Below are 15,012 nucleotides of genomic sequence, written 5' to 3'. Positions count from 1 at the left end.
CTCTGAATCGTACTAATTTTGTACTGACAATAAAGTCAAATTTAAAACAAATTAAAATGAGTAAATCAATTTTCTATCATGCAGGCTGTCCGGTTTGTATTAGTGCAGAACAGGATCTTTTAAGTTTAATTAACCTTAATGAGGTTGAAGTTGTCAATCTGGGTGTCGATAAATCCAGAATTGTGGAAGCTCAAAAAGCGGGATTGCAGTCGGTTCCGGCTTTGGTAACTCCCAATGGAAATGTGCTTCATATCAATTTTGGTGCTTCTATAGCAGATGTAATTGGATAGATTCACTTTGAGATGTGATTTGTAAAATGTAAATAAGTATGAAGATAGCAGTGTGGGATACCTATGTAACCCGAAAAGACGGAAAGGTAATGCATTTTGATATTTTGGTTGACGAACGTACTGTTGATGAAAACCAAATTTTTGAATATGGCAAAATGTATCTTAAAACAGTAGCGCAGGAAGGTCAGCCGTTGACCTCAAAGGAATGTAAATTTTGTCATATTGATAAAGCTCCTGCTGCTGTTGAAAGTCAGATTCTTAAGAAAGGATTCTCGATTATCGAAATGGAGAATTGCAATTAACTGATTCTTTGGGTTTGTATAACAAAGGCTGAAACCATAACGTTTCAGCCTTTGTTATAGATTTTAACTGCTGTTATTTTATTTAAAATACGTTGGGTGTAAATAAAAAAAAGGATTTAACACATAGAAACATAGATTATAGGTGTAAATAGAAATCAAAAAAGAAATTTATTTCTTTCACATGAGAGACTATGCGTATTTAAACGAAGTATAACGCCTTTTTTTTTTAGATAAAGTACCTATGTTTCTATGTGTTAAAATAAATTACACCTGCTTTTTTAAGACTATAAGCTTTTTAATTTTTTCATAAAAACCGGAAATACTTCATTGAGTTCTTCAAAGAGCGGATTGTTGCGGTGCTTCAGTTTGATCTCACTGAATAATTTTAAACCAAGTGCAAATTGAGTGGCTTCATATGGGTTTTCAAATATGTTTTTTTCTTTTATTTTTTCGATGATGCCAAATATTTCATCGTGATTGTCAAATTCTATTCCCAGTTCTTTTGCAGGTTCTGTTTCGCCGTTTGCATACTCTTTTAAGCTTAAAGTCAGATAATATTTGTTGGATCTTTTTTGCATGATATTATTTTTTAATTTACTTCAACCATTTGTCTACGATGGTTTTAAAGGTTTCTTTGTATTGTTCGCCAACCGTTATTTCATTTTTATTGATAAATATTGAATTCTTGCTTATCGCATTTATTTTATCCAGTGCAACAATAAAAGAACGATTGATTCGCATAAATTTTAAGGCAGGTAATTTTTCTTCGAGTGCTTTTAGGGATATCAAAGACATTAATCCTTTTTGAGAATCTTCAAGATGTACTTTTACATAATCTTTCAGGCTTTCGATATAGAGGATGTCTTTTAATGAAATTCGAACCCACTGGTATTCCACTTTCAGGAAAATAAATTCATCATCGGCAGTAACCGACTGAAATTGATTGGATGCTTCTTCAGACAATTGTAAAACTTTGTTGGCTGCCCTTAAAAATTCTTCATAACTAAAGGGTTTTAAAAGATAATCAACAGCATTTACACGGTAGCCCTCAATAGCATAATGATTGTAAGCGGTTGTGAAAATAATTTTAGGTAATGGTCCCGGCTGTTCCTGTAAAAGTCGGGCGAGTTCCATACCAGTTAAATTCGGCATATTGATATCCAGAAAAATAATGTCCGGCTGTTGTTCCCTTATCAAACTCATGGCTTCTACGGCATTATCACAGCTGCAGGCCAATTGTAAAAAAGGAGTTTGTTCTATAAAGGTCTCCACCAGTTTTAAGGCTAGCGGTTCGTCATCTACTGCGATACATTTTAATACAATCATTGTTCTAACGTTATTTGCAGGTTTACTTTATATTTTCCGTTTTGATCGACACCGGCGGTTAAAGTATGTTTGTTTGGATAGATCAGGTGCAATCGGCGTTTGGTATTGGTTAACCCGATTCCTCCCTGTTCTGTGGAAGCTGTTTTTTCAAAAAAGGTATTTTCTACTTCAAATTCAAGATGGGTTTCTTTTTGTTTCAGCACAAAATGAATTTCACTTTTGTCTATCGCGTGTACGCCGTGTTTAAAGGCATTTTCGACCAAAGGCAATAACAGCATCGGAACAATCGGATAATCATGAATTTTTTCCGGAATATCTCCCGTGATAGTCAGTTTACTATTGGCGCGAAGCTTCATCAAAGCAATAAAATCCTTCATAAACTCCACTTCTTTTAATAAGGTAGTTCTTTCGCCTTCGGTACTGTAAAGCAGGTATCGCATCATTCGGCTTAAAGTATGGAGAGCACTACGAGAATCCTCGATATTGGTATAGGTTAGCGAGTAAATACTGTTAAGCGAATTGAAGAAAAAGTGCGGATTAATTTGCGCTTTCAGCATTGCCAATTCGGCCATTGTTTTATCCTGTTCCAATTTTTGCTTGTGCTGTGCAGCTCTTTGCCAATGTAGCAGCATAGCGTAACTGGTGCTGATTGCTAAAACTAATAAGGTGAGACTAAAAATATAGTTATCGAAATAAGTGTTTCTGTATCTTTTAAATCGTATAAGCGCTGCGAGTTTATTATGTAAATCGGTATTCAGGTTATAAAAATAGGACAGTAGCTGCATAGCAAAAATGATGCAGAGAACCCACAATAAGAATGGGCCTATTTTGTCCTTAATGATTGTTTTAGGAACAATTACCTTGGCATTGTAGTAGAAAATCGCAAGAATAAAGACCAGGACAATAGATTGCCAAAACCAGAATATTTGAGGAAGTGCAATATTCCAGGTAAGTGGTATATAAAACAGTTGCATATATCCTAATAATACCCAGGCCAGGATGTGTAATCCGGTAGACATAAAGGGTTTAAAAAAGTGGGTTGCCATTGTAAGTTGTGATTTTAAGGACAATATTACATTTTATTTGAACAGTTGATAAAACCAATCGCCCAAAACAGATTCACAATCCGTAAAAACCATTTTAGAGCCGACGAGACTATTACAAAAATACTTATTTAAAAGGGAACATCTTCCATCGGTTCTCATCTAATCTTTATCGATTGCAGCAGGCTTTTCGTCTATTGTAAAATTTTTGCATGTACAATTTCAGTTCTTTTGTTCCTTAATAAATAGATAATCATACATTCCATAAAAATGAACAAGCAATCTTTTTTAAGTATTCTAGCAGCATCTATTATCATCACTTCGTGTGGAAACAAAAATGATAAGACGGCTCAGGCCGGAGGTGCACCACAAGTTAAAGAGTATAAAACGCTGACTTTAGAACCTAAATCGGCGACTTTATATACAGATTATCCTGCCAGTATTCAGGGGCAGCAAAATATAGAAATTCGTCCTCGGGTTGAAGGATACATCGATAAGATTTTTGTTGATGAAGGCGCTGTGGTTCATGCCGGACAGCCACTGTTTAAAATTAGTGCTCCCGAGTATGAGCAGGAAGTCCGAACAGCAACGGCAAGTATAAAAAGTGCACAGGCAAACTTAAGTGCAGCAAAACTGGCTGTAAATAAAGTAAAACCATTGGTTGAAAAAGGAATCATTAGTAAGTACGATTTAGAATCGGCACAATATACTTATGAATCGGCTTTGGCAACGCTGGCACAGGCCAATGCCAGTCTGGTAAATGCGAAAACGAATTTGGGATATACTACTGTAACCAGTCCTGTTGACGGAGTTGTGGGATCTATTCCGTTTCGTCTTGGAAGTTTAGTAAGCTCAAACACGGCAGATCCTATGACAACAGTTTCAAGTATCGGAAACGTGTATGCCTATTTTGCAGTAAATGAAAAAAAACTTTTAAATTTTACTCAGAACACAGATTCGGGAATTTCACTGGCAGCCAAAATTAAAAAAATGCCTCCGGTTTCATTGCTTCTTTCCGATGGTACGGCTTACAGCGAAAAAGGACGTATCGAAACGGTAAATGGATTAATCAATACAGAAACAGGTTCGGTTACTTTCAGGGCACGTTTCCCCAATCCGAAAAGCATAATCAGAAGCGGGAACAGTACTACAGTCAGAATTCCGAATGAAGTCAACGAAGCGATAATCATTCCTCAAAGCGCCACTTTTGAACTTCAGGATAAATTGTTTGCTGTGGTAGTTGGAAAAGATGGTAAAACGAAAAATGCAAATATTACAGTTTTAGAAAATACTGCAGGAAATTATTATGTCGTAAAAAGTGGTTTGCAGACCGGAGATCAGATTGTTCTGGAAGGAGTGGCAGCACTTAAAGACGGAACGGAGATTAAAGCTCAGAACCAAAATGAAGAAACTGTTTACGCGGACTTAAAATAAAAACAAATGTTTAAAATATTCATACAACGACCGGTACTTTCTACGGTAATATCGGTTATTATCGTAATCTTGGGTATACTGGGACTGGCAGCACTTCCTATTGCGCAGTATCCGGACATTGCACCGCCAACCGTAAATGTGGCGGCAAGTTATACCGGAGCCAATGCAGATGTGGTACTAAAAAGTATCGTAATTCCGCTTGAAGAACAAATTAACGGTGTAGAAAACATGACTTACATGACTTCTACAGCGACTAACGACGGTAATGCCTCTATTAAAATTTTCTTTAAAGTAGGTACAGACCCTGATTTAGCTGCGGTAAACGTACAAAACAGGGTTTCCAGAGCTACAAGTTTATTGCCTGTTGAGGTAACTCAGGCAGGGGTAACCGTAACCAAAAGCCAAAGCAGTAACTTATTGATTTTCTCCTTATACAGTGATGATAAAGCTTACGATCAAACGTTTCTCCAAAATTACGCCAAGATCAATCTGGTGCCGCAAATTCAGCGTGTAGTAGGGGTAGGAGATGTTACTGTTTTTGGTTCAAGAGATTATTCGATGCGTATCTGGTTGAAACCGGATGTAATGCAGCAGTACAAATTGATTCCGAGTGATGTTTCGGCAGCTTTGGCAGAACAAAATATTGAGGCAGCACCGGGTAAATTTGGAGAAAACGGAAACCAGGCTTTTCAATACGTAATCAAATACAAAGGCCGTTTAACAAGCGCAAAAGAATTTGAAGATATTGTCATCAAATCGGCCGGAAACGGACAATTGTTGAGATTAAGAGATGTAGCAAAAGTAGAATTGGGTTCACTAAGTTATTCTTCTACGAGTACAACAAACGGACGTCCGTCTGTCGGGGTTGCGATTAGCCAGACGCCCGGTTCGAATGCGCGTGACGTAATTAACAATTCTAAAAAGCTTATTGATGAAGCTGTAAAAACCTTTCCTAAAGGAGTAAAGTATACCGTGCTGATCAATGTTAATGAGAATCTGGATGCTTCAATTGAAAAAGTAATCCATACTTTGGTAGAAGCTTTTATTTTAGTTTTCATCGTAGTATTTATTTTCCTTCAGGATTTCCGATCGACTTTAATTCCGGCAATTGCCGTTCCGGTTGCAATTGTGGGAACATTTTTCTTCCTGAATTTATTTGGATTTACAATTAATCTGCTGACGCTATTTGCGATGGTTTTGGCCATTGGTATTGTGGTCGATGATGCGATTGTAGTCGTCGAGGCAGTACATGCCAAACTCGATAATGGGTATAAATCTTCTAAGAAAGCGACGATTCACGCCATGAACGAGATTTCGGGAGCGATTATTTCGATCACACTGGTAATGGCAGCGGTATTTATTCCGGTAACCTTTATTACTGGTTCGACCGGGGTTTTCTACAAGCAGTTTGGTATTACACTGGCGGTTGCGATTATACTGTCGGCAGTAAATGCGCTTACTTTGAGTCCGGCTTTGTGTGCTTTGCTTTTAAAACCACATGCTGACGATCATAAACATAAAAGTTTTATTCAAAGATTTTATACCTCTTTTAACGTTGCGTTTGACAATGTAACCGAAAAATACAAACGTTCCGTGCAGTTCCTTTCCGTTAAAAAATGGATTGTATTAGCTTCTATACTTATTGCTGCGGGAGCCCTGTTTTATATGATGAAAACAACCCCGTCAGCCTTCGTTCCGGCGGAAGATCAGGGAGTAGTTTTTGCAAACATCAGCTTACCGCCTTCAGCCTCTATGGAACGTTCTGATGTAGTCGCGAAAAAAGTAGATAGTATAGCGCATACCATTCCGGGAGTTGAAAATACCCTTCGTATCGTTGGTCAGAACTTTACAGCGGGTGCGGGTAGTGCCTATAGTATGGTAATTGTAAGGCTGAAAAGCTGGGAAGACCGTGAACTGAGTGTCGATGATGTAATTGGACAGCTGTTTGCAAAAACAAGTGGAATTCGCGAAGCCAATATCTTCTTTATTTCACCGCCAACCATTCAGGGATTTGGACAAAGTGGTGGATTTGAATTTCAATTACAGGACAAAGGAGGTCACAGTACATCTGAATTCTATAAAGTAAACAATGAATTTCTGGCTAAGCTTTCGGCACGTCCGGAGATACAGTATGCGACGACACCTTTTAATCCGGGATTCCCTCAATATATGATGGATATTAATTTGGCGAAAGCCAAAGATGCAGGAGTTTCGGTCAATACAATTTTATCCACCATGCAGGGATATTATGGTGGATTGTACGCTTCCAATTTCAATAAATTCGGTAAACAGTATCGTGTAATGATTCAGGCTTCTCCGGAGTTTAGAACCAATACCGAAGGGCTGAATAAAATATTTGTCCGTAACAGCGCAGGAACCATGGCGCCAATTACAGAATTTGTAAAAATGACGAGAGTATTTGGGCCGGAATCGATTTCAAGATTTAACTTGTTTACGTCGATATCAATCACAGGAGCACCAAAACCGGGTTACAGTTCCGGAGATGCCATTAAAGCGATTCAGGAAGTGGCAGCAGAAAGTTTGCCTGCGGGTTATGGTTATGAATTTTCAGGTTTAACTCGTGAAGAATTGGCATCAGGAAGCGAGACAGTCTTTATTTTTATATTGTGTCTGGTGTTTGTTTACTTCCTGTTAAGTGCACAGTACGAGAGTTATATCTTGCCTTTTGCCGTATTGTTTTCGATTCCGTTTGGACTGGCAGGAGCCTATTTGTTCTCGATTATTTTCAAATTGAACAGTAACATTTATTTACAGATTTCGCTCATCATGTTAATTGGGCTTTTAGCAAAAAATGGTATTCTGATAGTCGAGTTTGCCCTCGAGAGACGCCGAAAAGGATTGCCCATTGTTCAGTCGGCCATTGAAGGAGCGGTAGCACGTTTACGTCCGATTTTGATGACCTCTTTTGCCTTTATTTTAGGACTTGTTCCTTTAATGTTTGCTTCGGGAGCCGGTGCAGTTGGAAACAAATCCATTGGAACAGGAGCCGTAGGAGGGATGTTAATCGGAACCATTTTAGGAGTATTTGTTATTCCGGTATTATTCATCATTTTCCAAAGTTTGCAGGAGCGTGTGAGTGGTCCGCCAAAAGAAAATTATGATGGTGAAGGTGACGATGACGAGGAAGTACAATTGGTAGAAGCTCATAAAGAGTAATAATTTAATTCAAAAAAAAATGACTCATAGTTCAAATAAATATATTTTTCTGGTAATGGCAGCCGTACTATTGAGTGCGTGTTCAATTACTAAGAAATACGAACGTCCGTCGACCATTTCGACAGATAAGTTATATAGGGATCAGGCTGCTGCCGATTCGACCACTATGGCGAGTATGCCCTGGCAAACGGTATTTAAAGATGAAAAACTGAATGCTCTAATCCAAAAAGGATTGGATCAGAACATCAATTTAAAGAACGCAATCGAAAATATAGTGCAGTCCAGAGCCTCTTTGCGTCAGGCAAAACTGGCTTATTATCCAACGTTGAATGTTGATGCCAATGTTACACATAACAAACAATCAAAGGCCGGATTAAACTTCCCACCGGGAATTAACATCAATACTTTAACGACAACTTCTAAATTAGGTTTGAGTACTTCTTGGGAAGCTGATATTTGGGGAAAATTGAGCAGTTCAAAAAGAGCAGCTTTGGCCACCTATCTTTCTACTGATGCGGCAAAACAGGCTATTCAGACACAATTGATAGCAGATATCGCTAACAACTATTTTTTATTGCTGGCCTATGACAAACAATTAGAAATAACCAAAGCAACCCTAGAAAGCCGTATTAAAAATGTGGAAACGATTAAAGCTTTAAAGGAAGGTGCAATAGTAACCGGAGCAGCAGTAGTGCAGAGTGAAGCCAATCAGCATGCGGCCGAAGTATTGATTCCGGATTTAAAAAGAAGTATTCGCGAGACCGAGAATGCGCTTAATATTTTGTTAGGACAGGCACCAGAAGCAATCGAAAGAGGCACATTGGAAAATCAGACAGTTCCCGAAAATCTGGCTGTAGGTTTACCGGCACAATTGCTGGAGAACCGTCCTGATGTTCGTCAGGCCGAGTTTGATTTCAGAACAGCGTTCGAGACAACAAATATGGCTAAAACTTATTTTTATCCAAGCTTGACCCTTACCGCAAGTGGTGGATTCTCGAACCTGCAACTAACGGATTTCTTTACTAATTCTGTTTTTTACTCTTTGATTGGAGGATTAACACAACCTATTTTTAATCAGGGACTGAATAAAGCAAGACTTACAACAGCACAATCCAAACAAGTGCAGGCACTGAATAATTTTCAGCAAAGTCTTTTAAAAGCGGGACAGGAAGTCTCGAATGCTTTGTATGCTTATGAAATGGCAGTCGAAAAAGAAGATTCAAGAGAAAAACAAATCAAAGCCCTGGAAAAAGCAGTTGATTTTACACAACAACTTTTAGAATATAGCTCGGCTACGAATTATACGGATGTATTAACTTCAGAGCAAAACCTATTGGCCGCGCAATTAAGCGGAATCACTGATAACTTGCAAAAACTACAAGCCGTCGTTGATTTGTATCGTGCTTTAGGTGGCGGATGGAAATAGAATTTCAGGTTAACATTATTTTAAATTGCTAAAAAAAGCGCCTCAGTTTATGAGGCGCTTTTTTATGGGCATATATTTGATGTAGTGCTTCCTTTTATCTAATATAGTTTTCCTTCATTGTTTCTTTTATAGAATTTTCTAAAAGTAGGACCAGTTGAAACAGCTGTTGTATCAACTTTTACATTTAATCCATTTACCTTCTTTTTTAGGATGATAGGATCATCATAGATTTCAGGTTTTCCACGAAATAATAACGTCACAGTATTTTTAGAAAAATTAACATCTTTTATGTTTGTCGATTTTACAATTGTATCAACCTTTTCATTTTGATCATAAAGGAGTACAAAATCAGCTGTTGTAGAACCAATAAGGGAGTAATAAAACCATACAACTCTTTGATTGTTCACCTTTATCTCTTTCAAATAAAGACGATTATCTTGCTCTACATTTTTTTCGTTACAGCCCATTAAAAGGCTAAAGCTTAAAAACAAAATTAAATAATTTCTCATTTCTTTTTTTAAATTTTATTTGATAGCTACTGATTATCAGTGTATTTTAATTTATGAAACTGGGGAGCAAAATTGCTAGATTATCAAATATTATCGGAATCTTTCAATAGATAGTTTGCCTAAGATGATTTTGGATTCAGAAATTTTATTACGCTTATTTAAACTTTGAACTTTCCATTCAATAATTTTCCTTTTTGGTAATGTATCTAAACTTATAATTATCCTATTATATCCTTCAAAAAAGGTATCATTATTTGTATATTCTGAACCAATAAACCTAGTAGAATTGTATCCTTTTAAACTTTCTTTATCTGTAATATAATTAACTGATAATCATTTTTTATTATTTCTGCTTCACTACTTTTTTCTCCCGCATATCGCCATTGATATTCTAGCCATATAGATTTTACATTTATTGATAGACTATCATTAATTTTATAAGGATTCAGATTTGTTTTATATTCACTAATAAATACCTTTCTTGTTTAGAATCTTTAATATTTAAACTAGTTCCTAAACCTCCATTTTCAACAAAAAAATTACATGAAAATATAAAAAAAAGATATTAAAGTACAAAAGAAAACAACAGCTAACTTATATACTTTAGCCAAAAAAAATGAGCGATTTATATCTATCATAATATTATTTTTTAAATAGATTTATTCTTACCGAAATACTACTATATTATGACTAAAATTTACCTTTGTATTTCCCACTTCCTAAGTGCACTTTCAAAAAAAGCTTTAATTTCTTTCTTATCGCCATCAACACTAACTTTAAAAGTTTTTCCGTTAATTTTAGTTACAAGAATGTAGGGAGTATAACTTGCTCCAGCATTAAATACAGTATCAATTTTCTCTATTTCGTTATAATAGGCATAATTTATTTCATTTTTTTTTGAATTTCTCTCATCTATCCAATATGTTGCAATTCTTCGGTTAGTAAAAAAATTACCTGCTACATCTTTTTTATACTCACTATAAAATTTATAGATATGCTCGCTATCTGCTAGAAGATTTAAACTTTTAATAAATTTTATATCTTCTTTATTAAGAGTCTGGTTAGTTTCGATTTTGTTGCAAGAAATCAACGATAACATTGTCAAAATAAGAATCGGATATTTTTTCATAATTTTAAAATTGGACTAATTTTTATTCTCTTTCTGCCAGTTTGCATTTATTTACATTTCACTATTTCCTCCTGCTACATCATAATATAAAACAAATAGCTCTGCCAAGTATTCTATAATTACATAAATGTGTGGCTTTTCAGTTGACATTTTGAAACTTCGAAAAGTCGAGGCATTACTCGATTTTATACATTACTAATGTTTCTCTAAGAATATTTGATAATTATGATTAAGCATAGTTTTTAATTCATGAAAATTACATTGTAAAGCAACGGATGATAAAGCAATAAGGGTACCATACATACTTAGATTAGATTTTAATAAGTTTAAAACAAGTTTGTTTTTAGCTTTATCTAAATACTCATTGGGATTATGAAGATCTATCAATAAAAACTCAGTTGACATAACTTTTTTTTCCTTAATTCCTTTTATATCTTTCCAATGAATCAAACCTATACTTCCTACGCTTGATAGATCAATTATCCCTTCTTCGGTAAGAATTAAACCATATTTGTTTTTAAGGGTTTTAATTGTAATTAGAATAATGCTGACAAATAGGAGAACAGAAGCAATTAAACCAAAAAACTGTATAAATGAAGTACTTCTAAAAACAAAAGAAGCATATTTATCAGGATTTAAAAACATATTCAAACACAGAATCCCAAAAATTATTCCTGCAATCAAAAGCAAAATAATTTTAGTATAATTTCTTTTAATTCTTATTATTTCCATTATAAAAAAAAATATTTTTTAATTTTAGTTACTGCAATACCAGCTCTACCAGGTGTTTTTTAATTATATAAACGCGCTGCGCAAATGTCTTTGACTTTGTACCGCATCTAGCAAATATATTTAAAAGCAGAGACGTCTCAAAAGTCTTCGACTTTAAAATAATTTCAAAAAATAGGCTAAATTTGATTTCATCAATAAGTCTATTAAAAAAGTTAGAGACATTTGCGCAACTTTTCAGTTGACATTTGAACACTTCGGAGAGCGGGAAACACTTCGTCTACTAAAAACTTAGTTTTTGCTTATAAAAGCGTTACCAAAAACTTACAACATTAAATTTCCATTCTTTGTTTCTAAAAATAATTAGGAAAGTTTCAATTACTGAAATTATACCAAGAAAAAAACATAAATTTTTTAGTCCATGAGTACTATTTAATATAATTTCTGCTTGATACAAACAAAATGTAAAAATCCAAATTTTACTTAAATACGAGTTTGGTACTGCAACCTTTTTATATTTAAGATAATTAAACACTAAAACAGATGTTTTAAGAACTAAAAGTACTAGAAATGAATCTAACAAACTAGCGAAGTTTATTTTTTTTAAAATGATTATAAGTGAAAACATTATTATCCAAAAAAAATAATTTGAAATTGTATCATAGATATTATTGGTCGTTTTATAATTAAAAATTAAACCAATCAACAATAAAAGTACAATTGTAAAGTCAGAATAAGTAAATTCCTTTACTGCAAAAAATATAATTGCTGTAACAATTATTAAAAATATTCTAAAAATTAAGTTTCTCATATTTAAATTCTGTTAATTTCCTCCTGTTGACTTTAGTTGCTCATCAATTCTTTTACCTGGGTTATTTTGTTCAATTGCTTTTTGTTTTAAATAAAAAGCCACTCCGTTTATGGAATGACTTTACTTTATCTTATTTAAAGTTATTGAGCATTTTTTATTTTTTTTCTTATAATGATAATAAGATAACCTAATTTGTTGAGTACTATATTTTTCAATTTTGTACTCTTCATTATCCCAAACAAAAATAGAGTCATTTTTTAGTGACCAAGTTCTTGAACCGCTTAACAAATCACCGTCATTATTGAACAAATCAAAACCAGTATATAATTTCAAATATTTGTCATAACTTCCATTTTTATTAAATCTAAAATAAACTCTACTTTTAGCACAATCATCATTATACTGCCAATATTCGCTTTTTTTAGTAACAAAAGTATTTTCTAACTCCTTCTCTTTTCCACAAGATAGCAATACTAGAAATGATATCAAGATAAGTTTTCTATTCATTGATTTTTTTATAAAGTATTGGATGTGTTTGACCTTTATATGCAGCTTTTAGGCCTAGCTCTACCAAGTATTTTTTAATTACATAAATGCGCTCTGACTTTGCGCTACAACTAACAAATATATTTAAAAACAAGCTGAATTTAATAGCATCAATAAGTATATTAAAAATGGCAGAGACTTTTGAAACGCTTCTGATTTGTAGGTAACAAAAAAACTGCGCAAAGTTAGGGACATTTGCGCAGTTTTTCAGTTGATATTTGAAGACTTCGGAGAGCGAGATATTCTTTTGTTTGTAGTTTTTAATTTAAAACTTTACAGCATCTTTAGAAACTTTTTCTCCCAGAGTAGTTCTTTTAGATAAGTCTAATTTTTGAGAAGAAACCAATTCGATATTCTGGCACGCTTCTCCGTTTATTGAAATTGCTTTTGTCGAGGCCGAATTAAATTCAACATTTTTTAAAGACATATTTTGGGTATTGTAGATTTCAAATACGGTACTATTTTCGATGTCTAATGTTGCATTGTTGATTTTGATTCCATTGGCATCAATAATCGTAAAGCCTTTTTCGGCTTTGGCGATCAAATTAGAGATTTCGATGCTTTGAAGGTTCATTTCGGGTAAACCTTGAAGAAATACTGCTTGTTGCGCACCTCTAATCGTGATGTTTTTGATCGAAATGTTTTTAAACTGTGGTGTTTCTTCGTTTACGGGAACGGCTTTTGTAGTCACGGTGTTTCCTCCTTCGGCTAAGGTTTCGGCAATTGATTTTCCTCCATAGTACAAATCAAATGAGATGGCCTGTGACAGAATATCGGTCATAAAAATATCCGAGATGTAAATGTTTTCAACAATTCCGCCTCGTCCGCGGGTGCTTTTAAAACGAAGCCCCACATCGGTTCCCATGAAAGTACAATTAGAGACATGTAGATTTTTTACGCCTCCAGACATTTCACTTCCTACGGTTACGCCACCATGTCCATGATAAACGATGTTGTTTTTAACGATAATATTTTCGCAGGCAACAGCACGATCACGACCGTCTTTGTCTTTTCCGGATTTGATGCAGATTGCATCGTCGCCCACATCAAAACTTGAATTTTCGATGATTACATTTTTGCAGGATTCGACATCAAGACCATCGCCATTTTGAGAAAACCACGGATTGCGAACGGTTATATTTCTAACAATTAAATCTTCAACCATAAATGGATGAATGTTCCAGGCAGGAGAATTTTGAAATACGGGCCCATCAAATAGTACTCTTTTACTATTTTGGATGCTTACCAAAACCGGACGAAGAAAATCGTGAATGGCTTCAAATTCTTCTTTGGTTTTTAGATCGTGACGAACATTTTGATCCGCACCTTTAGAACCTTTTAAATATTGTTCAGAAGGATACCAACTGTCTTTTTTCTCGTTTAAAACACCACCGGAAGCTACAAACTTCTTCCATTGTTCGTCCGTGAGTTTGTTTTTTTTAACTTGTCTCCAGGCTTCACCTGAGCCATCCCAGACCCCTTTTCCGGTAAAGGCAATATTTATAAGATTCTTACCATAAATAGGAGAGATACAGCGCCAGGTATTAAGTCCTTCAAAACTGGTTTCAATGATTGGGTATAAGCTTTTGTCGGTAGAGAATTTGATCAGGGCTCCTGTTTCGGCATGAAGTTCAATATTACTTTTTAAGATAATTGGACCTGTAAGCCAGATTCCCGGAGGGATAATTACTTTTCCGCCTCCTTTTTTGGATAGGGCATCTATGGCATCGGCGAAAGCTTTAGTATTTAAGACATATCCACCATTGACTGCACCAAAATCTTTCAGGTTTACTGTATTTTGAGGGATTAGCGGTTCATTGACTTTTGCCATTTTAAATTCGATGTTTTTATAGGTGTCATAGGGCTTGTTACCCTGAGCAAAACTATCTGGAAAGAAACAGAGGGTCGTAAGGATCAGAGTAATGCGTAGAAGTTGGATTGGGTTAGCATTCATGGGTATGAATTTGGTTTGAAATTTAATTATAAATTAGTATTCGTTGTTACTGAATCTTCTTATTCGTTATGGTTTTTTTTTAGAAATTTTAAGAAATAGCTCCAATAAAGAATAAGACTGAAATGTAATCGATTACACAAATTTAAGAAAAATATTTTATTAAAAGTAAGTATCGAATCGTTTAGGGGAAAAGAAAAGTCAAAAGTGATGAATTTGAATCACTGTAATTTGTTTTGATATCTTCCAATTGGAATAAAAATTTGTCCTAAAAACAAACATTCCGTTCCAGAAATCTGAAACGGAATGTTTTAATTAAAAAAAACTCAAGTAATAACA

Annotated in this window: 13 protein-coding genes; 5 read left to right on the top strand and 8 right to left on the bottom strand. The window is 34.8% G+C overall.

Annotated elements, in window-relative coordinates; genetic code table 11:
* Positions 1-56 precede the first annotated feature (56 nt).
* Positions 57-290: a thioredoxin family protein gene (locus AC3IS6_RS18155; RefSeq protein ID WP_489161436.1), complete on the top strand. Its 234-nt coding sequence runs from the start codon at positions 57-59 to the stop codon at positions 288-290.
* A gap of 38 nt (positions 291-328) precedes the next feature.
* Complete coding sequence (locus AC3IS6_RS18150; protein ID WP_489161435.1) at positions 329-592, top strand: DUF2024 family protein; 264 nt, start codon at positions 329-331, stop codon at positions 590-592.
* Between the two features lie 284 nt (positions 593-876).
* Here AC3IS6_RS18150 and AC3IS6_RS18145 read toward each other — a convergent pair whose 3' ends face one another.
* Genes AC3IS6_RS18145 through AC3IS6_RS18135 form a run of 3 tightly spaced genes read right to left on the bottom strand, consistent with a single transcriptional unit; the run spans position 877 to position 2,964 of the window.
* Positions 877-1,170: a DUF3861 domain-containing protein gene (locus AC3IS6_RS18145; RefSeq protein WP_419136884.1), complete on the bottom strand. Its 294-nt coding sequence runs from the start codon at positions 1,168-1,170 to the stop codon at positions 877-879.
* A 16-nt stretch (positions 1,171-1,186) separates the two neighbouring features.
* Positions 1,187-1,918 (bottom strand): LytR/AlgR family response regulator transcription factor, encoded by a 732-nt coding sequence (locus tag AC3IS6_RS18140; protein WP_489161434.1) that lies wholly within the window; start codon positions 1,916-1,918, stop codon positions 1,187-1,189.
* Positions 1,915-2,964: a sensor histidine kinase gene (locus tag AC3IS6_RS18135; protein WP_489161433.1), complete on the bottom strand. Its 1,050-nt coding sequence runs from the start codon at positions 2,962-2,964 to the stop codon at positions 1,915-1,917. Before AC3IS6_RS18135 ends, AC3IS6_RS18140 begins: the two co-directional genes overlap by 4 nt.
* A gap of 267 nt (positions 2,965-3,231) precedes the next feature.
* Between AC3IS6_RS18135 and AC3IS6_RS18130 the strand changes: the two genes are divergently transcribed.
* From AC3IS6_RS18130 to AC3IS6_RS18120, 3 genes are read left to right on the top strand one after another with little or no spacing between them, the layout of a single operon-like run.
* A complete protein-coding gene (locus AC3IS6_RS18130) occupies positions 3,232-4,395 on the top strand; it encodes an efflux RND transporter periplasmic adaptor subunit (RefSeq protein ID WP_489161431.1) in 1,164 nt (387 codons plus the stop codon).
* A 6-nt stretch (positions 4,396-4,401) separates the two neighbouring features.
* The gene (locus AC3IS6_RS18125; RefSeq protein WP_489161429.1) at positions 4,402-7,572 is read left to right on the top strand and encodes an efflux RND transporter permease subunit; all 3,171 of its coding nucleotides are present in this window, start codon (positions 4,402-4,404) and stop codon (positions 7,570-7,572) included.
* Between the two features lie 19 nt (positions 7,573-7,591).
* Complete coding sequence (locus tag AC3IS6_RS18120; RefSeq protein WP_489161427.1) at positions 7,592-8,998, top strand: efflux transporter outer membrane subunit; 1,407 nt, start codon at positions 7,592-7,594, stop codon at positions 8,996-8,998.
* Between the two features lie 98 nt (positions 8,999-9,096).
* On the opposite strand, the gene AC3IS6_RS18115 is transcribed toward AC3IS6_RS18120, so the two are convergent.
* The 5 genes from AC3IS6_RS18115 to AC3IS6_RS18095 form a co-directional block, all read right to left on the bottom strand.
* The gene (locus AC3IS6_RS18115; RefSeq protein ID WP_489161426.1) at positions 9,097-9,507 is read right to left on the bottom strand and encodes a hypothetical protein; all 411 of its coding nucleotides are present in this window, start codon (positions 9,505-9,507) and stop codon (positions 9,097-9,099) included.
* 697 nt (positions 9,508-10,204) lie between these two features.
* Positions 10,205-10,636, bottom strand: a complete 432-nt coding sequence (locus AC3IS6_RS18110; protein WP_489161424.1) for a hypothetical protein — start codon at positions 10,634-10,636, stop codon at positions 10,205-10,207.
* A gap of 195 nt (positions 10,637-10,831) precedes the next feature.
* Positions 10,832-11,368 (bottom strand): STM3941 family protein, encoded by a 537-nt coding sequence (locus AC3IS6_RS18105; protein WP_489161423.1) that lies wholly within the window; start codon positions 11,366-11,368, stop codon positions 10,832-10,834.
* A 928-nt stretch (positions 11,369-12,296) separates the two neighbouring features.
* On the bottom strand, positions 12,297-12,683 hold the full coding sequence (locus AC3IS6_RS18100; protein ID WP_489161422.1) for a hypothetical protein: 387 nt from the start codon (positions 12,681-12,683) through the stop codon (positions 12,297-12,299).
* 304 nt (positions 12,684-12,987) lie between these two features.
* A complete protein-coding gene (locus AC3IS6_RS18095; RefSeq protein ID WP_489161421.1) occupies positions 12,988-14,676 on the bottom strand; it encodes a glycoside hydrolase family 28 protein in 1,689 nt (562 codons plus the stop codon).
* Positions 14,677-15,012: the final 336 nt, after the last annotated feature.

It is taken from the genome of Flavobacterium sp. KH_035, assembly GCF_057839565.1.
The sequence above is the reverse complement of the archived record's forward strand: the minus strand, read 5'-3'. Positions and strand labels throughout refer to the sequence as shown.